This window comes from Rothia mucilaginosa (assembly GCF_001061665.1).
Classification (GTDB): Bacteria; Actinomycetota; Actinomycetes; order Actinomycetales; family Micrococcaceae; genus Rothia; species Rothia mucilaginosa_A.
In genome coordinates this window covers 192,806-215,308 of sequence record NZ_JVSP01000006.1, presented here as the reverse complement: position 1 = coordinate 215,308, position 22,503 = coordinate 192,806, and the positions used below count along the sequence as shown (strand labels likewise).

Here is a 22,503-nt window from a genome sequence, read left to right as displayed (position 1 = left end):
TGGCCCGTCGCCTACAGGGGGCGGCCATCGCGCAAAATGGATGCGGCGTTGGCGGCGCTGTGGCGCAGGTTCTCAAGCTCATCGACCCGGCCCGAAATGTTCACGTGGCCAATCTTGCGGCCGGGTCGGGTTTCCTTACCGTAGAAGTGAATCTTGGCGCGAGGCTCGGCCGAGAGGGCCAGCGGGTAGACGCCGAAGATGTCCTCGTTCTCGCCGCCCAGGTAGTTCTTCATGACGGCGACCTCGTCCAGCACGGAGGTATCGCCCAGCGGCAGATCCAGCACGGCCCGCAGGTGCTGCTCGAACTGGCTGGTCACCGAACCGTTCTGGGTCCAGTGGCCGGTGTTGTGCGGGCGCATGGCTAGCTCGTTGATGTAGAAGCCTGCGGGGGAGCCGGGCACCTCGAAGAGCTCGGCGGCCATCACGCCGGTCACGCCCAGCTCGGAGGCGATGGTCACGGCTGCGGCCGCGGCGGCCTCGGCAATCTCGGGGGCCAGGTTCTGCGCGGGGGCAATCACCTCGTCACAGATGGAGTTCACCTGGATGGTCTCAACGACCGGCCAGGGGCGCACCTCGCCGCTCTCACGACGAGCCACCAGTGCGGAAAGCTCGCGGGTGAAGGGAACCTTCTCCTCGGCCAGCAGGGCGGAGAAATCGGTGCGCGAGGGCAGCTGCTCGAACCATTCGGAGCTACGCTCGCGGGCCTCGGCGGGGGAATCCAGCACAAGCACGCCCTTGCCGTCGTAGCCGCCGCGCGGGGTCTTCAACACCACGGGCCAGCCAATCTCATCGCCGAAGGCAAGAAGCTCGTCCAGGGTAGAAACCTTAGCCCAGCGAGGGTTCGGCAGACCCAGGCGCTCGACGGCCTGGCGCATCAGGAGCTTATCCTGCGCGTACTGCAGGGCGTCGGGCTGAGGCTGCACGTTCACACCCTCGGCCATGAGGGTGCGCAAAAATTCGGTGGGCACGTGCTCGTGATCGAAGGTGATGACATCCTTGCCGCGGGCAAACTCGCGGAGGGTATCGAGATCCTTGTAATCGCCAACGGGGGCGGTGCGTACCGCCGCCACGGCGCCGACGGTGGGCGCCTCCGCGAGAATCTGCAGGTTGAGGCCAAGGTTAGTTGCTGCGGGGGCCATCATGCGGGCCAGCTGGCCTCCGCCGATGACGCCAATTACGGGTCCAGTCACAGGGTAAGTCACATCACCTAAGTGTACTCGCTTCGGGGCGTACACGTTAGATGAACCGTATCGTGAACTGTGGGCGGGCGGTTGCCTGTGGCGGGGGAAAAACTGCCGCTACCGGCTGGGTATTGACTGAAAAATCTGGCGCGGCTAGGGATAACCCGGCCGGTCTGTACTACCATATGAAGAGCTTGAAAAGTCCCCGGCGCCCGGTCTCTGCCTCGCGGCCCCGCTCTGGCGGACCCGGAAGCTATCCACCGACACCACCTGTTAGATAGGCCCCGCATGAGCGCACAGACTAAACCCACCATGACCGAACGACTGAAATCCCTGTGGGACAGCTACGGCATCGAGGTGCTTAAGTTCGGAACCGTCGGTGGCGCTGCGTTTGTGGTGAATTCCATTACCGTGTGGGTTCTCATGATGACCGTCATGTCGCAGTCCCACACGAAGGCAAAGGTCGTCGCAAGTATCGTGGCCACCATCTTCTCGTGGCTTATGAACCGCCTGTGGACCTTCCGCGAATCCCGCTCCGAAAACTGGAAGCGCGAGGCCGTCGAATTCGGCATCGTCAACCTGCTGGGCATCATGGTTGAGGCCGGCTGCGTGGCCTTTAGCACCTACGTGCTGAACCTGCGCACCGCGGAGGCCTCGTTCATCTCCGGTACGATCATCGGTACCATCCTGGGCACCATCCTGCGTTACTTCCTCTACCGCTTCTGGGTGTACGGCTCGCACCGTAACCAGGTCTCCAAGGGTGAGGGCACCGACCATGAGGAACTCGGCCACATGTTTGATGACGCGGCCGCCATCCTGGACGGCGAAGCCTCGGAAGGCTCCAAGGCTCAGGACGGCGGGGCGAACGCGTCCGGTGCCGAGCGCGGCCGCTAAACGGCACCGCTCAGAGCCCACCAGCCCTATAAAAGACAAAGCACCGGCCCCGATACTTCGTGTATCGGGGCCGGTGCTTTATCTTCACGCTCTTATCGTATCGGGGGCCTAACTACAGGGCAGTTCCTTGGCGCGTTCGGCCTCCAGGAGGGATGCAAGCCGCTCTTCGCTCCACTCAACGGCCGGATCGGCCAGGAACACGGCGCGCCCCGAAGCCATGATGGCCAAGGCCTGCATCAGGGTGCTCAGCGTCGCCTCCGAGGAATCAAAACCGTAGCTGGGGCTCAGCATGAGGGCCAACGCCCGCTGACCGCCGGAAAGCGTCTCGCCACGGTACGAGTCCGCTAGCTGGCGAATCTGCGCGTAGGCCTCGGAGTAGGTGAAGCCCTCGACCACTTCGGCAGACTCGTCGGGCAGCAGACCCTCGTAGTGGTCACCCATGCTGGGCACCAGGGCACAGAAATCGAGCACTTCATCGGCGTAGGTTTGCAGAGCAGTCAAATCCCCAGAGTAGGCGAGGGCCAGGGGAGCGCGGTCTACCGCCAGAAGATAGGCTGGGCCGTTGACGAAGCGCGCGTCCTGCTCGGTGCATACCGCGGCGGCCAGGGGCTCGTCCAGGTCGAGAGTTGCGCCCACGCGCAGGGCGGCTAGGCCGACCACCAGAGGACGCCAGTGCAGGGGCGCCTGCAGATCGAAGGCCTCTTCAGTGGCGAGGTCACATTCCTCGATGAGCAGGTTGGCGGTCTTGTTGACCCAGTTCATGAGGACGCGCCCGGAGAGCTCGATGCGCTCGCCGTTGTCGGAGTACCAGATGAGTGCGGGGGTCTGCACGGAGCTGAGGGCCTCAAAGAATCGGTTGAGGGAGGCGGGAACCGCGGGACCGGTGGGGGATAGGGTAACCATGGTTTCACTCTACCGCACCGCAGGCATTGCGCCGGGCACGGGGGGGGGAGGAGAGAGCCGGGGGTTATCTCGGCCACGCGGCCGAGGGGAGAGATCGTCATAGAACGGTAAGGAGAAAATTTTCAGGGAACGAGAAGAAAAAAACACGCGGCGCGGAGCGATATTTTCAAATAGTGCTTGTCATAAAACCGCTTAATGTAAAGTTTTCTTGTTACGGGTGTGAAATTTTTGTCCGTAAGGGCCTATATGCACAACTGCATAAATTGGGAAACGTGCGGACGAAAAATAGCTGAGGTATGGCTACTCTTAATTTATTGGCGGGTTTCTAAAATTAGGGCCGGAGCCCCGAAATGTAGCCGATTGCCCGGAACCGCCCCGGAAACCAGGTACGTGATGACGAACCCGACGAGGGGTTTCGTGCCGTTCGCGAGACGATATTTTTGTTCCCAAACCAAATAAAAGTCGCAATTACAATAAATAATCGTCGCACTATATACATCTAAATAATCATTAAGTCTAGTTTGACGAAACGGCGTGTCGCACGTCTAATAGATATATAAGCGTGTTTGCTTTGGGGGACCGTAGAGGCTGAAGCGAACCATGCCACACCATACACACTAAGATTCCGTCCACGACGGATCCGCAGACTCATTATCCTCACAATGAGAACACGGAAGGAAAACCCATGGGCTCCTACCTAGCCGCTGACCGCATGACCGCGGCACGCACCTCAGGCGCTCAGCACCGTAGCATGAACCCTGCACCATCACTCGAACAGGCCGCCGATGCCTTTCTAACCGACGCCGAGCGGCGACAGTCCGCCCCCGTCGATATTTGGGCTGCCGCCGCTGGACTCTACGGAACCGAAGGAGACGACGGAGAGCTCGCCTGGCAAGCCGAAGCGCTCTGCGCCCAGACCGACCCCGAGGCCTTCTTCCCCGAAAAGGGCGGCTCCACCCGGGACGCCAAAAGGGTGTGCGGTGTATGCCCCGTACGCGAAGAGTGTCTACAATATGCAATGGACAATGACGAGCGCTTCGGCATCTGGGGCGGTCTGTCAGAACGAGAACGCCGCCGACTACGCAAGCAGGCGAGCTAAGCCAGGAAGGTACAACCCACATGCAGACTGCGCGACTGTGCTCCCGCCAAACCTGCCGACGAGAGGCGACCGTCACCCTCCACTACTCTTACGCGGACTCCACCGCAACCATCGATGAGCTCTCGGAGTTTCGTGACCCTCACGCCTACGACCTCTGCGACGAGCACGCCGCCCGACTCACCGCACCGCAGGGCTGGCACGTGGTCTACAAGGTACCTGTCCAGGCTGTTGACACCGAAAGCTAAGCTTTAAAGCACTAGAATGTAAAGAACCTTCCGCGAATTGCCGCGGAAGGTTCTTTGCGTGTGAGAAACTGGCAGGTAGTATTCACCCGCCCGAACACACTCAACGGACACTCACTCACGATAGAACGCGAGACCATGACCAAAGAAACACCTCGAGGCATGTGGGGAGCCCTGCGCCCGGCCATCCGTCGAACCAACGCAGAGGAGCTCCTGCAGGCCCGCCAAGCCGAACGACAGACCAACCGTCAGGCCGTTGAACCGGCACCGAACACCGGCGCCTTCGGACGCATCGCCGCCGACGTTCCGAACGTTGCCGAAGAACCCGACCTGCCCACCGGTTCCGTTCCCGTCGTTCCGGCCCGCAGCAAGTTGCGCGAGCAGGGTGTTGGTTCGCGCGTGCGCACCCGAACCAACGTTTCCACCGGTTTCGTGCCCCTGGTCCGTGACTCTCAGAGCACCCCCAAGAACCCCACGCTCAGCGATCTCAACCGTGAGACCATGCAGCGTGCCGCCGAAGCTGAAGCGACAGCTACAACCCCCGCGAGCGCCTCCAGCGCACCCGCCGCGGATGCACCCGCCCAGGCGGCGAGCGTCGCCACCGCCGAGGCCGCAACCACCACGGGTAGCAGCCGCAAGTACCGCACCGAAACCACCCGCACGGGCCAGAACCGGACCGTCGCCGACCCCAACGCGCCGCTCTCTTCGCTCGCCTCCTCACCCGAGGCTGCGGAACGCGCCGCGGCACGCCAGGACGCCATGCAGGATCAGCCGCGCCTGCTGAGGCTGCGTTCCACGCTCATCGCCCTCGCCGTGCCGCTGAGCGTGCTGATGATTGCGATTCGCGTCGTCGCCTCCGCGCCCTTCCTCTGGTTCGAGTACCACCGTCCCGGGTTCCCCGAGGATAGCTACGGCTACTACCTCATCGAACGCATGCGCCTGGGTTCCTACGGCCTGGACTACATCAACAACTTTGCCCCGCGAGAGTACCTCGCGCGCATCACCACCGGTGCCGACAACGCTCTTGCCTTCACCGACGCAGAGGTCAACCACATGCACGATGTGAAGTGGGTTCTGCTAATCGCCACGATGGCCGTCGCCGTATTTGTGCTAATCACGCTCTTCAGCAGCCTCTCGCTGCGCGAGCGCGCCCCCGGGGTGATTCGCCGTAGCCTCTTCACCGGCACCTGGATTACCCTCGGCCTCATCGTGGTGTTGGGCGTCGTGGGAGCCTTCGGCTGGGAATGGCTCTTCACGACCTTCCACCAGGTGTTCTTCCCGCAGGGTAACTGGGAATTCTCGGTGCGAAGCACCCTGATTCGCCTCTACCCGCCGCAATTCTGGATTGACGCGGCCATCGCCGTGGCGGTTATCGTGGCCGTGCAGATCGTGATTCTGCTGGTGGGCACCTGGCCCACGACCTATCGCAAGCTCAAGGCGGAGCGTCGCCGCCAGGAACGCCAGGAACTGCGCGTCAAGCTGGCCTCGGCCCGCGTGGGCGAGAACTAGCATCGCGCACCAGAACGCATAGCGAGGGGGCCGGAACTATAAGTTCCGGCCCCCTCGCGTATTTGGGGCGTCGGCAGACTAAGCCCCGCAGACTAAGCCTCGTGGACTAAGCCCGAGATTCTAAATCCAAGACTTAAACCACATGTGCGAGTACCACTGCTCGTAGGGGATGACCTGAGCTGTCCACAGCGGCATGAAGTATGCGCTCAGCACGAGCACACCCACCAGGTACAGCACAACCACTGTCACGCCGACGCGCGCCCTCACCACCGAACCGCGAGCCCCCGAGAGGCACAGGCCCAGGGCACCGGCCAGCAACAGAATCAGGAACGGCTCGAAGGACAGCGCGTAGAAGTAGAACATCGTGCGGGTCGGGTACATAAACCACGGGAAATAGCCGGCACCGAACACCAGCAGCAGCGCGCCGAAACGCCAGTCCCGCTTGAGCAGGAACACGAATAGGCCCACCAAGATCGCGGGAATAAACGCCCACCAGATTGCCGGGTTACCAATGTTCAAGATGGCCTCGGAGCATGACTTTACCGTGCATCCGGCAGAACCCAGCTTCGGCGACTCGTAGAAGTACGAGGTCGGGCGGCCCAGAATCAGCCACTGCCATGCCTGCGAGGAATAGGTGTGCGGGGTGCTCAGACCCGAGTGGAACTTGAAAGCGGAGGCGTGGTACTCCCACAGGGAACGCAAATCCTCCGGGAGCCACAAAAGGCCCTTGCCCGGGTTCTCCTGAGCCCAGTGACGGAAGTACGCATTCGAAGACTGGAACCAGCCGGCCCAGGTGCTCAGGTACACCAGCAGACCCACGCCAATCATCTGCACGAAGGCCGGGATGCCATCGCGCACCAGAGCGATCAGCCCCCACTTCGGCAGGCCAACGATGCGGCGGGCATTCATATCCCAGAAAACCGTCAGCAGACCCATCGCGGCAATAAAAAAGAGAGAGTTCCACTTCACGCCCACGGCGGCACCGGCGCACACACCGGCCGCCACACGCCACAGCCGCAGGCCCATACCCGGACCCCAAGACATCGGAGGGAGCTCCCCCTGGTACTGCCGGGCAGCCTCCGCAATATTGCGGGCCAATACGCGCCGGGCGTGGATGCGGTCCAAGAGCAGGCACACGAAGGTCGCCAGAATCCAGAACATCTGGAAGATATCGAGTAGCGCCAGGCGCGACTCAACCAGCATGAGGCCGTCCACAGCGGCCAGCAGCGCCGCGATGGTCGAAACCGTTACGGAACGGAAGAGCAACCACGCTGCGTAGGCAATCAGCGCCACCGAAAGCGTACCGATGACGGCCGCCGAGACGCGCCAACCGAAGGGATTATTATCGCCAAAAATCGCCATGCCGGCGGCAATCATCCATTTGCCCAGCGGCGGATGCACCACGTACTCCGGCGAGTCCGGCAGGATACCCGAGGGGTGCCCCGCCACGAAGGAGGCGTTCGCGTCCTTCGTCCAGCTCAGTTCGTAGCCGTAGTGAACGTAGGAGTAGGCATCCTTCGCGTAGTAGGTTTCGTCGAAGACGATGGCGTTCGGGTGGGCCAAGTTGTAGAAGCGCAGCACACCGGCCAGCAACACAATCAGCGTGGGAGCCACCCAGCCCCAGCGTGGGGCTCGGATGTAGGCGACAGCGAGGGCATCGAGCAGGGAATCCAGGCCGTAGCGTCCTGCGCGGACGGCGGCCTGGCTCGACTCGGTCGAGGCCTCGGGGGAGGAGAGCTTAGGTATCTTCACCCATCCATCCTAAATGGTTAGACAGTACGATGCACCATTTCCGCCCGGTGACGAGGGTATATGACGCCTGGAGCACCCGCCGCGGGGAAAGCGTTACCCTCACCCGCCGCCCAAAAAACGAGCGTTACACTTAGGTGGTAAGCGAAGACCAGACACAGACACGAGGCCTGCCATGACCGCACCCGCCGCCGAATACCCCGAAGAATCCGCCGAGCTCTCCGAACCCTCAACGGCCGATGCGCCCAACTCCGACGTGCCCGTCACCTCCGAGGAAGGCGGCGTGCTCATCCTCGGCGGCACCCCCATCGGTAACCTGGCCGACGCCTCCGACCGCCTGCGCTCGGCCCTCGCCACCGCAGACCTCATTGCCGTTGAGGACACCCGCAAGCTGCGGACCCTCGCCTCCGGGCTCGGTGTGCGCACCCGCGGTCGCGTCATCGTCAACCATGACCACAACGAAGAAGAACGCAGCGCAACCATCGTGCAGGCGGTGCAGGATGGCCAGCGCGTGTTGCTTCTCTCGGACGCGGGCATGCCAACCATCTCCGACCCCGGCTACGTGGCTGCGGCCGCGGTTGCCGAGGCGGACCTGCCCGTCACCGTGGTGCCCGGCCCCTCCGCCGCGCTGACCGCGCTCGCGCTCTCCGGCCTGCCCACCGGCCGCTTCACCTTCGAAGGGTTCCTGGCCCGAAAGGGCTCCGAGCGTTCGCGTCGCCTCGCCTCGCTGGCGGGGGAAGAACGCACCATGATCTTCTACGAGTCCCCGCACCGCACCGCCGCGACCCTTGCTGACTTTGTGCAGACCTTCGGCGCGGACCGTCGAGGCACCGTCAGCCGTGAGCTGACCAAGCTCCACGAGGAGGTTCGCCGCGGCACCCTGGCCGAGCTCGCCGAGTGGGCTGAGTCAGAACGTATTCGCGGCGAGATCGTCATTATCGTCGAGGGCGCGCAGGCCCCCGAAACCCCCGAAGCGCAGGACGTCGTGCGGCTGGTCCTCGACCGTGTGGCCGCCGGCGAGCGACTCAAGGCCGCCTGTGCCGCCGTGGCCGCCGAGACCGGCACCTCCAAGCGCGAGCTGTACGAGGCAGCCCTGGCCGCCCGCTCGGAATAATGAACCGCCCGGAATAGTTATTACTGTGACGCCGTGACCCCGCGGGGCGTGCCCCCCGGGTTGTCCTGCGCGGACTATCCCGCGGTATCGCAAACACACAGAAGGATTCCCCATGTGCCAGAACCACACCGGTAACACCATCACCCAGGAGGACCTGAACGCCCTCGCCTCCCTGGCGGGGTACACCCTGCCCACCCCCGCGCAGCTGGAGGGAACCGTGCTGCCGCAGGGCTGGAGTGTCGTGCCCGGCGAAATCCCAGCCCCCTACGAGGCGGAGCTCTACGCGGGCATTAGCGACGCCAAGGGAGGGGAGGGCACCCGCCGCCGCTCCACGACCGGTGAGAACGGACGCAGTCGCAACCTGCTTTTTCCGCCTGCCCCCGAGCCGCTGCCCTACCCCATCGTGGACAACCACACTCACATGGACCTGCTCGACGGCGAGGTAGAAATTAGCGCCCGCGATGCGCTCGACACCGGTGAGAAGCTCGGCATCGGCGCCATCGTACAGGTCGGATGCGATATTCCCTCCTCCCTCTACGCCGTAGCCGCCGCCCAGGCCGATGAGCGTGTGCTCGCCGCCATTGCGATTCACCCCAACACCGCGCCCGAGCTGGCGCAGGCAGGAACCCTCGACGAGGCGCTGGCAACCCTGGACCGCCTGGCCGCTACCGACCGCGTGCGCGCCATCGGTGAGACCGGCCTGGACTATTTCCGCACCGGAGATGAGGGTAAGGAGGCGCAGCACTACAGCTTCCGCGAGCATATCCGCCTGGCGAAGAAGCACAACCTGGCACTGCAGATTCACGACCGTGACGCCCACGAGGACGTCGTGCGCATCCTGGATGAAGAGGGCGCGCCGGAACGTACCGTGTTCCACTGCTACTCGGGTGGCCCGGAGCTTGCCGCGATCTGCAATGAGCGCGGCTGGTACATGAGCTTTGCCGGCACGGTGACGTTCAAGAATTCGAAGGGTATTCAGGAATCGTTGGCGATGGCTCGCCCTGAGCTGATGCTGGCTGAGACGGATGCGCCGTTCTTGACCCCGCATCCGTTCCGTGGCCGTCCGAATGCGTCCTACATGACGAATTACACGGTGCGGTTCATGGCGGCTCACCGCGGTGAGGAGCTGGAGGCGCTTTGCCGCCGTATCCGTGAGAATTCGGAGCGGGTTTACGGTCAGTGGTAGGCGCGTACACCCTGTAGCGGGTAGCTACTCTGAATCGCTTCGCGGCGCGTGCTATATCGCGTCTTAACCTGCGGACACCTGAGATTGGCGCATGGTAAATGATAGAATTCTTTCTACGTTGCACTACAGTGTGCGTATTTATCACATACTCAATATTCAGACTCCCTGCCATCTATGTACTGATTTTTAAGATTGACGAACCCTTCTGTTGTGCAGGTGGTCTGATGTTCTGAAAACTCATCATTAACCAATTGCAATCTTCTATTGCTTAGGTTTTCTGGATGAGCTATTGAAGGGAAAAACATGGCAAAAATTCTGAAATACGTTCTGGGACTGGACGGCGCTAACCGGTTTGATTCTTTCTTCTCGGTGGGGGCACCCGCTCAAGGTTTTCAGCGTTATTCTGCGGTGGATAACCGTGATGATCACGTCACTGATGCACAATTCGATAGCAAGCTGTTCTTGACTCGTTACGGTAAAGAGCCGAGGCCTGCCGAAAAGGGTTGCGCTTTGAGCCACTACCACATGTGGAAGGACTTCCTCGCTTCAGATGCCGACTGGGCTTTGCTAGCAGAGGACGATGTCCTCATTTCCCCTGACCTGCAGCCTGTAGTGGAGAGGATTATCGAAAAGTATCCTCACGTGCAGATGGTTAACCTGGGCGATATCTACGCTTCTGAAGCTGGCAAGCTCAACCCGCAGGTTGATTACCCCCGTCTTTCGTTGCTTGCTCCTTTTGTGTACGGCAAGTACCGTATGGGTCGTGCCTATGGTTCAAAGCCTCTGTACGGTGCAGCCTTGTATCTTCTTTCGCGTTCTGGAGCTGAACGACTCGTAGAATGTTATGGCGAGACGGTTCCCGGCGTTGTTGCTGATGATTATTCTCTCTACCGAGAATGGGGAGTGGACATATATTTGGTGCAGCCCGGCCTGTGCGGTTGGGAAGGCACCAGCCTCATTCAAACTTCTGGCGTTCGTCACCTGGAAAGTCTCAAGAGCACGCAGCATGGCACCGGTTTTATCGACCGGTTGCGCATCGCCCTGGCGCCGAAGAAGCGTATTGCGAACGCGAAGAACATTCTGGATGCCACTCTCGAAGATGTGAAGCAGCGTCTAGGACGATAATCCAGAGGCGGTAACCCACAGATGGATTGGGGTACTGTCATCACATAAAAATGTGAATACGTGGATCTTCTGCCCTGTCATTTATCCTCTCCCTATCGTGTATATGCGGTAGGGAGGGGATTCTTTTGTTGTACACCGGTACGGCGCGTGCTATACCGCGTCTTAACCTGCGGGCACCTGAGATTGGTGCATGGTGAATGATAGAATTTTTTCTACGTTGCACAGTAGTGTGCGTATTTATCACACGCTCAATATTCAGACTTCATGCCATTAACGCACCGATTTTTAAGATGGATGAACTTTCCTGTCGTGCAGGGGGTCTGATGTTCTGAAAGCTCGCCAATAACCGACGCAATCTTCTATTGCTTAGGCTTTCTGGATGAGCTATTGAAAGGAAAAAATATGGCAAAGATTCTGAAGTATGTTCTGGGCCTGGATGGCGCGAACCGTTTCGATTCGTTTTATTCTGTGGGTGCGCCCGCGAAGGATTTTGTGCCTTATTCTGCGGTGGATAACCGCGATAATCACGTCGCTGATGAAGAATTTGACGTTGAGTTTTTCCGTAGCCGTTGGCATCGTGACCCTAGCCCTGCGGAGAAGGGTTGCATGCTCAGCCATGTGAATATGTGGCGTGACTTTGTTGCGTCGGATGCTGATTGGGCGCTGATTGCCGAAGACGACATCCTTCTTTCTCCGGATGCTGAGGCGGTGGTGAATGCAATCATCACGAAGTACCCGCAGGTGCAGCTGGTGAACCTTAGCGATTCTTTTGCGAATGATGCCGGCAAGCTGAACCCGCAGGTGGAATACATCCGCCTGTCTCTGCTGTCTCCTTTTGTGCACGGTAAGTACCGTATGGGTAAGCCGTACGGTACGTGGCCTTTGATTTGCACTGGCTTGTATTTGATTTCCCGTTCGGGTGCTGAGCTGCTGCTTAAGCAGTTTGAGGATAAGGTGCCGGGTACTGTGGCTGATGATTACAAGCTGTACCAGCAGTGGGGTGTGGATGTGCGTTTTGTGCAGCCGGGCCTGTGCGGCTGGGAGGGTAGTAGCGTCATCTTGGAGTCCGGTAAGCGTCATCTGGATAAGGTGAATAGTCTCCAGCACGGTACTGGTCCTCTGGATCGAGTGCGTATTGCGTTGGCTCCGAAGAAGCGTATTACGAACGCTAAGAACGCTCTGGAAGCCACTCTTGATGAGGTAAAGCAGCGTTTCTCGCGGTAATCTAAACTGTAACCTCCCCACCATCCACCTATGTGAAGGAACGCTGTGAACGATCTGCCCCTGCTCGGCCCTGCTGAGATTCGCGAGCTTGCCGAGATGCTCGGTATTCGTCCGACGAAGACTCTTGGGCAGAACTTTGTGATTGACCCCAATACGATCCGTCGTATTGTCAACGCGGCAGAGATTTCACCGGAGGAGACGGTGCTGGAGGTCGGCCCGGGCCTGGGCTCGTTGACCCTCGGCATCCTGGATGCTGCGAAGGATATGGTGGCGGTTGAGATTGACCCGCCGCTGGCGCAGCAGCTTCCGCACACGATTGAGAAGTTCCGCCCCGAGAAGGCAGGCGATATTGACGTGGTGCTCATGGACGCCCTGAAGGTCACCGAGCTGCCTCGCACTCCGGATGCTCTGGTGGCGAACCTGCCCTATAACGTGGCGGTTCCGGTGCTTCTGCACCTGTTTGCGCAGTTCCCGAGTATCCGTCACGCCCTGGTGATGGTTCAGGACGAGGTTGCCGACCGTCTTTCGGCCACCCCGGGTTCGAAGATCTACGGTGTGCCCTCGGTGAAGGCTAATTGGTATGCCGAGGTTTATAAGGCGGGCGTGATTGGCAAGAACGTGTTCTGGCCTGCACCGAAGATTAACTCGGGCCTGGTGGGTTTCCGTATGCGCGAGGAGCCTCTCTCGACCGTTGACCGTGACCTGGTGTTCACGATTGTGGACGCGGCCTTCGCTCAGCGCCGTAAGACTCTGCGCGCTGCGTTGAGCTCCTGGGCGGGCTCGGGTGCGCGTGCGGAGCAGATTCTGGTAGCGGCCGGTATTGCTCCGACGGAGCGCGGCGAGAAGCTGGATATTCACGGTTTTATCCGCATTGCGGAGGCTTCGCTGACTGTCCCGGCTGAGCCTGTAGCGGAGTAGCTTCTTCCCGCTCTAAATTTTTCACTGACGTTCTCACGCGAGTTCCCGCGCGAAAGGTGTATGCGCTGATGAGTACCGCCTCCCAGACCGCTATTTCGGTTGATGCTCCCGGCAAGGTCAATCTGTACCTTGCCGTGGGGGATGTCCGTCCGGACGGCTACCACCCGCTGACTACGCTTTTTGCGGCGGTCTCTCTGACGGAGACCATTACGGTCTCTGAGGGGCAGACGCCGGGGCTGAGCCTGAGCATGGACATTATGCCCGGCTCCCTGGTGGATCAGCAGATGCAGGCGGGGCAGTTCGACCCAGCCGATGTGCCGATGGATGAGCGGAACCTCGTGTACCGTGCCGCGAAGCTAATCCTTGCGGAGCACGGTATTGGCTCTGTCCCGGCGTTACACATGCACATTGCAAAGGCCGTGCCCGTGGCCGGCGGCATGGCGGGCGGCTCAGCAGACGCCGCAGCGGCACTGATTGCCACGGACCGCTACCTGCACGCAACCGGCCGCACCGGTGCGCTCCTGACCCAGACGGATTATGAACGTCTTGCCGCGCAGCTGGGCGCCGATATCCCCTTCAGCGTGCGTGCCGCGCTGGGGCAGACCCTCGCCCTGGGGCAGGGGACAGGCACCGAGCTTCAGAACGTTGCGGCGCCTCGGGAACCCCTGCACCTGGTGGTTGTTGCCGCGCAGTTTGGCCTCTCAACCCCCAGCGTGTTCAAGCAGCTGGATGCGGGCCGTGCCGCCGGTGAGTATCCCGCCTCCGGCGAGCTGGTGGAACCCGTAGAGCTTCTGGAAGCTCTGAACTCTTATGACGGTTCGGAGGCGGCGCTCGCCTCCTTGGCACCGCTGCTACGTAATGACCTGCAGACACCCGCACTTTCGTGCGCCCCGCAGCTGGAGCAGACTCTGAACCTGCGCGAGAGCGAGGGCGTGTACGCCTCCCTGGTATCTGGTTCCGGTCCGACGGTGCTTCTGCTGACTTCTTCGCAGGCCCGGGCGGAGGCTCTTGCATCTGCTCTTCGTGCTACGGGCAACCACGCGGTGAGCGCGGTCAGTGCGATTCTGTATCATTGAGCTGAATACATGAAGAATGCCGGTTCTAGATTGAATCTAGAACCGGCATTCCTTATATCAGTAGGCGTTAGCCCAGCAGCTCGGAGAGTTCGAGCCAGCGCATCTCCAGCTCGTCAATCTCATCCTGAAGTGCCTGCTGCTGCTCGCCGAGCGCCGCCAAACCGGCGTAGTCGGAGGCATCGTGCGCGCTCATCTGCTCGGAGAGCTTCTCCTGCTCTGTAGCGAGCTTGGCGAGGCGACGCTCAATCGCACCGGATTCCTTCTGCGCCGCACGCAGCTCGGCACCGGAAACCTTTGGCTTAGCGGATGCCTCAGCCTCCTGCGTCGAAGCCTTCTGGGTCGGGGCGGCGGCACGTGCCTGCGCGCTACCTGCCGCAGAGCCGCCAGCACCGGCCGCCGAGAGTGCCAAATACTCGTCCACGCCGCCGGGCAGGTGGCGGAACGAACCGTCAATCACGGCGTACTGCTGATCGGTCACGCGTTCCATGAGGTAGCGGTCGTGGCTGACCACCAGCAGGGTGCCCGGCCAGGTATCCAGCAGGTCCTCCATCGCCGCGAGCATATCGGTGTCCAGGTCGTTGGAGGGCTCGTCGAGAATCAGCACGTTCGGCTCGTCCAGCAGAATCAGCATGAGCTGCAGGCGACGCTTCTGACCACCCGAAAGGTCCTTGACGGGGGTGGAGAGCTGAGCGCTGGTGAAGCCTAGACGCTCGAGCATCTGCGAGGGGGAGAGCTCCTTGCCGTCGGCAATGTAGCTGCGCTTCTTACGGCCGATCACGTCGGAGACGCGGTCGTTCTCGACCTCCTTCAGCTCGTCCAGCTGCTGGGTGAGGGTCGCAATCTTCACGGTCTTGCCGTGCTTGACGCGTCCCTCGGTCGGCTTCAGGTCGCCGGTCACCAGCGAAAGCAGGGTGGACTTGCCCGCACCGTTCACGCCCAGGATACCGGTGCGCTCACCGGGGGCAATACGCCAGGTGACCTTCTTCAGAACGGGGCGCTTGCCGCCGGGTAGGGAGGGGTCGTCGTAGGTGACCGAGACGTTCTCGAGGTCCACCACGTCCTTGCCGAGGCGGGAGACCGCCATCTTCTTCAGCTCCACGGTGTCGCGCACGGGCGGAACGTCCGCAATGAGGGCGTTGGCCGCGTCGATGCGGAACTTCGGCTTGGAGGTACGCGCGGGCGCACCGCGGCGCAACCACGCGAGCTCCTTGCGCATCAGGTTCTGGCGCTTAGCCTCAGCCGCGGCTGCCTGACGGTCACGCTCAACGCGCTGCAGGATGTACGCAGCGTAGCCGCCCTCGAAGGGCTCGACGATGCGGTCGTGCACCTCCCAGGTGTCGGTGCAGATTTCATCGAGGAACCAGCGGTCGTGGGTAACGACCATGAGGCCGCCCGCGTTCTTGGGCCAGCGGGACTTCAGGTGGCCGGCGAGCCAGGTGATGGCCTCGACGTCCAGATGGTTGGTGGGCTCGTCGAGCATGAGCACGTCCCACTCCTGCGCGAGCAGGGAGGCGAGCGCTACGCGTCGGCGCTGACCGCCGGAGAGGGACGAGACCTGCGCATCCCAGGGCAGGTCGGAGACCAGGCCCGAGATGACGTCGCGGATGCGAGCCTGCGAGGCCCACTCGTATTCGGGGGTGTCGCCCACAATCGCGTAGCCGACGGTGTGGTCGTCGTCGAGAACATCGGACTGATCCAGGTAGCCGATGCGGGTGCCGCCGCGCACGGTGACGCGGCCGGAGTCCGGTTCGAGCCGGCCGGCCAGAATCTTCATGAGGGTGGATTTGCCGTCGCCGTTACGGCCGACAATGCCGATGCGGTCGCCCTCGTTCAGGCCGACCGTGATGCCCTCGAAAATGGTTCGGGTAGGAAACTCAAGATGCAGCGATTCGCCGCCTAGTAAATGTGCCACGCCTTCTAGGGTACAGGGTGAGGGTATTTTCAGGTGCCGGTGAGGTAATCGATGGGGGAACGGTTGAAGGTTTGAAAAGATAGCTGAAGTACCCGTCGAAAGCCCGCGTTTGCGCCGTGCGTGGGGCGAGCCCACGGCGGATATTTGATAAACTGAGGGAAGCATTTCCTGCACGGCGCTGTTCTCTGCCCAAAATTAGGGTAGTGAATGGCGACTGCCACCAGAGGCGGTACCCGCACCGGCACGGGAATAATCCGCCATGGTGTAATGGCAGCACAGCGGCCTTTGGAGCCGTTTGTCTAGGTTCGAGTCCTAGTGGCGGAGCGTAAGCACTCAACGGAATCGTTGAATGAGAGTCGGCGGTTCCGCGCTCACCTCTCACTCTTACAACCTCGTATAAGGAGTCTTCTCAGTGAACACTGAACTGGCACCCTCCGCGGTGATTGTTCTCGCCGCCGGCGCTGGCACGCGCATGAAGTCCGCAACCCCCAAGGTCATGCACGGCATTGGTGGTCGATCCATGATTGAGCACGCTGTCGCTGCTGCGCGCGATCTGAACCCCGAGCGCCTCGCTGTTGTGGTACGCCACCAGCGCGATAAGGTTGCTGAGCATGTGCTTGCGTTTGACCCTGAGGTAACCATCGTTGATCAGGATGAGATTCCGGGTACTGGTCGTGCGGTTGAGGTCGGTCTGAATGCCTTGGATGCGCAGGCCCCCGTCTCGGGTACCGTGCTGGTGACCTACGGCGATGTTCCTCTGCTGCGCCCCGAGACTCTGCGCGAACTGATTGCCTTCCACGAGGAAGACAAGAACTCCGTAACTGTCCTGACCACCCACATTGATGAGCCCGGCTCCTACGGCCGTATCGTGCGTAACCAGGCTGGCGAGGTGACCGCCATCGTCGAGGCGAAGGACGCCTCCCCCGAAGAGCTCGAGATTACCGAGATCAACTCCGGTATCTACGCCTTTGACGCTGCCGTGCTGCGCGAAGCCCTGCTTGAGGTGACCACCGATAACGCTCAGGGCGAGAAGTACATTACCGATGTGCTGTCCATCGCCCGTTCGAAGGGCCACCGTACCTCCGCCCTGGCCATTGAGGACCGCTGGGAGGTTGAGGGTGCCAACGACCGTGTGCAGCTGGCTCAGTTGGGCCGTATGCTCAACAACCGCATCCTCGAGGCTCACATGCGTAGCGGCGTGACCATCGTCGATCCGCAGAACACCTGGATTGACGTGACCGTGCGCATCGAGAATGACGTGACCCTCCTGCCCGGCGTGCAGCTGCACGGCTCCACCACCGTTGCCACCGGCGCAACCATTGGCCCCGACACCACCCTGACCGATATGACCGTTGAGGCAGACGCTACCGTCATCCGCGCTCACGGCTTCGGCGCCGTGATTGGCGAGGGCGCAACCGTCGGCCCCTTCGCCTACCTGCGCCCCGGTACGACCCTAGGTAAGGGCTCGAAGCTCGGCACCTTCTGCGAGGCCAAGAACTCGCAGATTGGTGACGGTGCGAAGGTTCCGCACCTGTCCTACGTTGGCGACGCCACCATCGGTGAGGGCGCCAACATTGGTGCGGGTTCCATTTTCGCCAACTACAACGGCCTGGTGAAGAACCGTTCTGTTATTGGCGCACATGCCCGCATGGGATCCGCGGGCATCTACGTTGCACCGGTCACCGTGGGTGACGGTGCCTACTCCGGCGCGGGCGCGCTGATCCGCAAGGATGTTCCTGCGGGCGCCCTCGCCTACTCTGAGACTTCCCAGCGCACCATCGAGGGCTGGGTTCTGAAGAACCGTGCCGGTACCGAACCCGCTGAGGCTGCAAAGGCCGCGGGCGCACAGGAACCGGCAGAATCCTAATCCGAGGAAAGAACAACACCATGAGTAGCGAGATTACCAACCCCGGTGAGCGCAAGCTTGTAGTGGTCTCCGGTCGAGCACACCCCAAGCTCGCCGAGGAGATTGCGCAGGCCCTTGACCACGACCTGTTGCCCACCTCCGCATATACCTTCGCCAACGGCGAGACCTACGTCCGTTTTGAGGAGTCTGTGCGCGGTGCGGACGCATTCGTGATTCAGTCGCACCCGGCACCGATTAACGAGTGGCTCATGGAGCAGCTCATCATGATTGATGCGCTCAAGCGTGCCTCCGCTCGCTCCATTACCGTGGTGTCCCCGTTCTACCCCTACGCTCGTCAGGACAAGAAGCACAAGGGTCGCGAACCCATCTCGGCTCGCCTGATTTCTGACCTGTACAAGACCGCCGGCGCGGATCGCCTGATGTGCGTCGATCTGCACACCTCGCAGATTCAGGGCTTCTTCGACGGCCCGCTGGACCACCTCTTCGCAATTCCGGTGCTGGCTAAGCACATCCGCGAGCGCGTTGAGGACCTGTCGAACGTGACCGTGGTGTCCCCGGACACCGGTCGTGTGCGCGTGGCCGAGCACTGGGCCACCCTGCTGAACGGCGCACCCCTGGCCTTCGTGCACAAGACCCGAGACATCAACGTTCCGAACCACGCGGTCTCCAAGACCGTTGTGGGTAACGTTGAGGGCCGCACCTGCGTGCTGATTGACGACATGATTGACACCGGCGGAACCATCGCCGGCGCCGTGAAGGTCCTCATGGATAAGGGCGCGAAGGAAGTTATCATCGCGGCAACCCACCCGGTTCTCTCCGATCCCGCCGTTGAGCGTCTGTCCGAGTGCGGCGCGGTCGAGGTCGTGGTGACCAACACCCTGCCCGTCCCGGAGGAAAAGCGCTTCGAGAACCTGACCGTTCTCTCCATCGCGCCCCTCATCGCTCGCGCTATTCGCGAGGTCTTTGACGAGGGCTCCGTGACCGAGATTTTCGATCACTAGGGCTTGAATAGGCTATAGAAAATCCCCCGCTACCACGGTTGTGGTAGCGGGGGATTTTCTACGTTTCTGAAGGGACAGGCCCCTGCAGATTCTGTATTGCGGAGATTTAGCGGTGGGCTCGCGCCAGCCACGGCAGAATCACGCGTAGCGACTCTTCAACCTCGTCTACGGCCTTCTTCGCGGCCGCCGGGCCTCGACGGTAGGGGTCCTCGAGCTTATCGCTCGCGAGGGGAGTGCCACCGTAGGAGTAGAGGTAAGAGAGCGGCTCGGCACGGCGCGCTTCCTCACGAAGGCGAGCAGCCTGCTTGAGCAGCACGATCTTGGAGTGGTACTGGGGCCACTCGCGCACGATCCAGTCGGCGTGCACCTTCTCCGCGACCAGGATGATGGTCGCGTTCTTAATGATCTCCTCGGTCAGCTGACGGGAGGCGAAACCCTCGGGGTTGTAGCCACGCTCGATGAGCTCGTTGGCGATGAGCTCGTACACGCCCTGACCGACCAGCGCGCCGGTACCGGCGCTGGCGAAGGTCCACTTGTCCTCCAGCCCGTACTCTGCGGCCAGGTGCTTGGAAATAACCTCGCCGGAGGCGCTGCGGGCAATGTTGCCGGTGCACACGAAGAGCGCCTGGAAGGGGCCGTCGGTGTCGTGGGCGCCGCTACGGGTGAAGGTGCCGGGGGAGAGCTTGAACAGCGGGGTGCGTTCGCGTTCCCCCTGCGGGGCACTTGCGGTCTCCTCACGTGCCGCGAGGGCTGTCGGAGCAGGCTCTTCTGCGGTGTCGGCCAGAACACCCGAAGCGACGGTGGGTGCGTGGTGTTCCTCGACGTGAACGGAGCGTGAGGAGGAGCCCTCTGCAGACGGTTCGTCCAGGGGGAGGATATCGGCGGCGGTACCCGAGGTTTCGGTGAGGTTCAGCAGCTGCGCATCAATGGTGACGGTGCCGTCCTCAGAGATTTCTTCGGCGCGGGAAGGCTCGGATGCCTTGGGAAGGGGCGTCTGAGCGGCGACCTCGGCGGGGGAGTGAGCCTCATACTCGCCCATGACTTCGCGGAGCGAACCCGAAGGGACCATGGAGCGCTGGGCGGCCCCGCGGCGGTTCTTGCCTGCCAGGTCGGGGTTGTTCTGGATCAGCGAGCGGACCCCTTCCGCAATGGAGGGGGCGGATGCCGGCGCAGTAGTCGCGGTGGTTTCGGGGGCCTTGGAGGAGTCGGTGATCTCCTCTGCGGAGCCCCGGGTGTACTTGTCCTTCAAGGACTTGATGTTGAAGATGCCCATCAAAAGCCTTTTCTCTTGACGTACCCAACGGTGAACAGGGAAGCCGGAAGTGTCGGGTGAAGTTGAACGAATAGTATCTATCATACCGAGTTGCTTGACTCTTCAAAGGTCTCTGAATCTCGAGTGTGGCGAATTCCCTAATGCCTCGTCCGATACATCTTCAATGTAGGTCGCTCTGAAAGCTTCAACTTGGGGACGTGATGATGACCTAAAGTACAAACTTTATAGCGAAAGGGTTTAGAGGTCACATGCTAGAATTGGCGTGAAATGCTGGGCTTCTTCTCACTCGGAAGCCAGTGCAAACACTCACCAACGAGGACCAATGAAGAGTATTTACACTAAGCTTCGTATCTTTTTCCCAGGACGGAGCTTTACGCTACTAATTGTGAATCTAATCGGCCTATTCCTTCTTTCGCTAATGGAAATGGTCGGTGTTGCTGCTGTTCTTCCCATCATGAATATTGCGATGGGCGCTGAAATTACCGGCTACCTGGCTGTAATTTCTGATATCTTCGGCAACCCTCCGCGTTCTGATTTGGTGCTCTACTTGGGTATTGTCCTGGTGCTCGCCTTTGTGATTAAGGGTATCGCTGCGCTCCTCTTTAAGCGCTGGAGCCTGAAATTTACGGGTTACCAGCAGTTGGCGACGTCGACGACAATCCTCAATCATTACATGAAGGATAGCTACTTCAACCACAAGAAGTCTCAGCCTGAAGAAACCGCATACCTGATTAGCACCTACGTGGTGTTTGCGTACCGCGGTTTTGTGGGATCAATTATTAACTTTGTGGGCGATTTCCTGTCTATCATCGTGCTGCTCATCATGATTCTGTGCGTCATGCCGATTCCTGCGCTGGTTGCTTTCGCATACTTCGGCATCACCATCGCTATCATGCAGCTCTTCTTGCGCCGCGGTAACGCGAAGTATGGTGAGATAACGGCACGTGCCGGTCGAGACGCTTTGCGCTTCCTGCTGGACGACATCAGGGGTTTCCGCGAAATTCGTATTACGAATGCACACAAGGCTGCTATCGAGCAGTACCGCGAGCCCGCAGTACGAAGCGTTAAAAGCGATGTTAACCTCTCGTTCCTGAACGACTTCCCCAAGTATTCGCTTGAAATTATTTTCATCGTGGGTATCGCTGGTCTGCTGGCTTTGGTGACTTCGACTCAGGGTGCTGATGGTCTTCCCTCCCTGATGCTTTTCGCAACCGCATGTATCCGCATCCTTCCGAACGCGACCCGTATGATTGCCTCCCTGGGCGGTATCCGTGCGAACGAGTTCGCTAGTGAAGAGGTTGCTAAGGTTATCCGCTCGATGAGCCCCGAAGAGCAGCGCCTGCAGATGGTTGAGTTCAAGGATGAAATTGATCCGGCAACCATCATCAACTCGGGAATTGACCCCGTGGATGTTCAAATTGACGACCTGGTCTACCGTTACCCGGATGGTGATAAGGACGTTCTCAAAGACATTCAGCTGGATGTGCCGGCTGGTACCTCGGTTGCTTTCGTGGGTGGCTCCGGTTCGGGTAAGACTACTCTGGTTGACTTGATTCTTGGTCTGCTGACCCCGACGAGCGGCACGATTTCTAGCCAGGGTAAGGACATCCACGCTGACCTGCATGCTTGGTACCAGAAGATTGGTTATGTTCCTCAGGATCCGTACCTGGGTAACGGTACTCTGCGTGAGGCTGTCGCCTTCGGCATTCCCAAGCAGTACATCGATGATGAGCGAGTGCTCTACTGCCTTGAGCTGGCGGAGCTGATGCCCGTTGTCGAGACCTTGGAAGATGGCATCAACACTCCGATTGGTGAGAACGGTAACCGCCTCTCTGGTGGTCAGCGTCAGCGTGTGGGTATTGCGCGTGCAATGTACCGCAACCCGAGCCTGCTGGTTATGGACGAGGCAACCAGTGCGCTGGACAATGAGACTGAGCACAAGATTACTCAGACCATTAACCGCATCTCCAAGGAGATTACCGTGATTATCGTGGCTCACCGTCTTTCCACGGTGCGTAACGTTGATCAGCTGGTGTACCTCTCCCAGGGCCGCATCGCCAATAAGGGAACTTTCAAGGAAGTTCAGGCGGCCAACGAAGAATTTGCGAACCTCGTTCGCCTGGGCCAGCTGCCCGACTAATTGAAAATATGGGGGTGATCGTATAGAGATATAGATACGGTCGCCCCCATATTTAACCTTCTATCGCTTGTGATTTTCAGGCGCCTCACT

General features: G+C 60.6%; 18 protein-coding genes and 1 tRNA gene. 14 read left to right on the top strand and 5 right to left on the bottom strand.

The annotated features are described in order from the left end of the window. Positions 1 to 11: 11 nt before the first annotated feature. Positions 12 to 1,142, bottom strand: coding sequence for a 5-(carboxyamino)imidazole ribonucleotide synthase (locus tag ADJ95_RS04515; RefSeq protein WP_239662788.1), 1,131 nt, complete (start codon positions 1,140 to 1,142; stop codon positions 12 to 14). 327 nt (positions 1,143 to 1,469) lie between these two features. On the opposite strand from ADJ95_RS04515, the gene ADJ95_RS04510 reads away from it, so the two are divergent. Further along, positions 1,470 to 2,075 (top strand): GtrA family protein, encoded by a 606-nt coding sequence (locus ADJ95_RS04510; protein ID WP_049333005.1) that lies wholly within the window; start codon positions 1,470 to 1,472, stop codon positions 2,073 to 2,075. 108 nt (positions 2,076 to 2,183) lie between these two features. Here ADJ95_RS04510 and ADJ95_RS04505 read toward each other — a convergent pair whose 3' ends face one another. Continuing rightward, positions 2,184 to 2,978: a TIGR03089 family protein gene (locus ADJ95_RS04505; RefSeq protein WP_049333003.1), complete on the bottom strand. Its 795-nt coding sequence runs from the start codon at positions 2,976 to 2,978 to the stop codon at positions 2,184 to 2,186. A 685-nt stretch (positions 2,979 to 3,663) separates the two neighbouring features. Between ADJ95_RS04505 and ADJ95_RS09115 the strand changes: the two genes are divergently transcribed. The 3 genes from ADJ95_RS09115 to ADJ95_RS04490 all read left to right on the top strand — a co-directional run bounded on the left by ADJ95_RS09115 (position 3,664) and on the right by ADJ95_RS04490 (position 5,828). Next, positions 3,664 to 4,077 (top strand): WhiB family transcriptional regulator, encoded by a 414-nt coding sequence (locus ADJ95_RS09115; protein WP_080974942.1) that lies wholly within the window; start codon positions 3,664 to 3,666, stop codon positions 4,075 to 4,077. A gap of 20 nt (positions 4,078 to 4,097) precedes the next feature. Continuing rightward, positions 4,098 to 4,322, top strand: coding sequence for a DUF3499 family protein (locus tag ADJ95_RS04495; RefSeq protein ID WP_049333002.1), 225 nt, complete (start codon positions 4,098 to 4,100; stop codon positions 4,320 to 4,322). Between the two features lie 135 nt (positions 4,323 to 4,457). Next, positions 4,458 to 5,828 (top strand): TIGR01906 family membrane protein, encoded by a 1,371-nt coding sequence (locus ADJ95_RS04490; RefSeq protein ID WP_049333000.1) that lies wholly within the window; start codon positions 4,458 to 4,460, stop codon positions 5,826 to 5,828. A 120-nt stretch (positions 5,829 to 5,948) separates the two neighbouring features. Here ADJ95_RS04490 and ADJ95_RS04485 read toward each other — a convergent pair whose 3' ends face one another. Beyond that, on the bottom strand, positions 5,949 to 7,580 hold the full coding sequence (locus ADJ95_RS04485) for a dolichyl-phosphate-mannose--protein mannosyltransferase (protein ID WP_049332997.1): 1,632 nt from the start codon (positions 7,578 to 7,580) through the stop codon (positions 5,949 to 5,951). Between the two features lie 172 nt (positions 7,581 to 7,752). On the opposite strand from ADJ95_RS04485, the gene rsmI reads away from it, so the two are divergent. The 6 genes from rsmI to ADJ95_RS04455 all read left to right on the top strand — a co-directional run bounded on the left by rsmI (position 7,753) and on the right by ADJ95_RS04455 (position 14,220). After that, entirely contained in the window at positions 7,753 to 8,691 is a 939-nt protein-coding gene (gene rsmI / locus ADJ95_RS04480) for a 16S rRNA (cytidine(1402)-2'-O)-methyltransferase (protein ID WP_049332995.1), read from the top strand. 112 nt (positions 8,692 to 8,803) lie between these two features. Continuing rightward, positions 8,804 to 9,877, top strand: coding sequence for a TatD family hydrolase (locus tag ADJ95_RS04475; RefSeq protein ID WP_049332993.1), 1,074 nt, complete (start codon positions 8,804 to 8,806; stop codon positions 9,875 to 9,877). Between the two features lie 303 nt (positions 9,878 to 10,180). Further along, positions 10,181 to 11,002 carry a glycosyltransferase family 25 protein gene (locus tag ADJ95_RS04470; RefSeq protein ID WP_049332992.1) on the top strand — a complete coding sequence of 274 codons (822 nt, stop codon included), beginning with the start codon at positions 10,181 to 10,183 and terminating at the stop codon, positions 11,000 to 11,002. Positions 11,003 to 11,404: 402 nt separating this feature from the next. Further along, entirely contained in the window at positions 11,405 to 12,226 is an 822-nt protein-coding gene (locus ADJ95_RS04465; RefSeq protein ID WP_049332990.1) for a glycosyltransferase family 25 protein, read from the top strand. Between the two features lie 45 nt (positions 12,227 to 12,271). Further along, positions 12,272 to 13,144, top strand: coding sequence for a 16S rRNA (adenine(1518)-N(6)/adenine(1519)-N(6))-dimethyltransferase RsmA (gene rsmA / locus ADJ95_RS04460; RefSeq protein ID WP_049332986.1), 873 nt, complete (start codon positions 12,272 to 12,274; stop codon positions 13,142 to 13,144). A 68-nt stretch (positions 13,145 to 13,212) separates the two neighbouring features. Continuing rightward, positions 13,213 to 14,220, top strand: a complete 1,008-nt coding sequence (locus ADJ95_RS04455) for a 4-diphosphocytidyl-2C-methyl-D-erythritol kinase (protein ID WP_049332984.1) — start codon at positions 13,213 to 13,215, stop codon at positions 14,218 to 14,220. A 67-nt stretch (positions 14,221 to 14,287) separates the two neighbouring features. Here the strand turns inward: ADJ95_RS04455 and ADJ95_RS04450 are convergent, their stop codons facing one another. Continuing rightward, positions 14,288 to 16,132 carry an ABC-F family ATP-binding cassette domain-containing protein gene (locus ADJ95_RS04450; RefSeq protein WP_049332981.1) on the bottom strand — a complete coding sequence of 615 codons (1,845 nt, stop codon included), beginning with the start codon at positions 16,130 to 16,132 and terminating at the stop codon, positions 14,288 to 14,290. Between the two features lie 253 nt (positions 16,133 to 16,385). Between ADJ95_RS04450 and ADJ95_RS04445 the strand changes: the two genes are divergently transcribed. The 3 genes from ADJ95_RS04445 (at position 16,386) to ADJ95_RS04435 (ending at position 19,000) form a co-directional block, all read left to right on the top strand. Continuing rightward, a tRNA-Gln gene (locus ADJ95_RS04445) sits at positions 16,386 to 16,456 on the top strand. An 88-nt stretch (positions 16,457 to 16,544) separates the two neighbouring features. Next, the gene (gene glmU / locus ADJ95_RS04440; protein WP_049332980.1) at positions 16,545 to 17,999 is read left to right on the top strand and encodes a bifunctional UDP-N-acetylglucosamine diphosphorylase/glucosamine-1-phosphate N-acetyltransferase GlmU; all 1,455 of its coding nucleotides are present in this window, start codon (positions 16,545 to 16,547) and stop codon (positions 17,997 to 17,999) included. A 20-nt stretch (positions 18,000 to 18,019) separates the two neighbouring features. Further along, on the top strand, positions 18,020 to 19,000 hold the full coding sequence (locus ADJ95_RS04435) for a ribose-phosphate diphosphokinase (protein WP_012904032.1): 981 nt from the start codon (positions 18,020 to 18,022) through the stop codon (positions 18,998 to 19,000). Between the two features lie 106 nt (positions 19,001 to 19,106). Here the strand turns inward: ADJ95_RS04435 and ADJ95_RS04430 are convergent, their stop codons facing one another. Beyond that, on the bottom strand, positions 19,107 to 20,273 hold the full coding sequence (locus tag ADJ95_RS04430) for a low molecular weight phosphatase family protein (RefSeq protein WP_049332977.1): 1,167 nt from the start codon (positions 20,271 to 20,273) through the stop codon (positions 19,107 to 19,109). A 424-nt stretch (positions 20,274 to 20,697) separates the two neighbouring features. Between ADJ95_RS04430 and ADJ95_RS04425 the strand changes: the two genes are divergently transcribed. Then, complete coding sequence (locus tag ADJ95_RS04425) at positions 20,698 to 22,413, top strand: ABC transporter ATP-binding protein (RefSeq protein ID WP_239662776.1); 1,716 nt, start codon at positions 20,698 to 20,700, stop codon at positions 22,411 to 22,413. Positions 22,414 to 22,503: the final 90 nt, after the last annotated feature.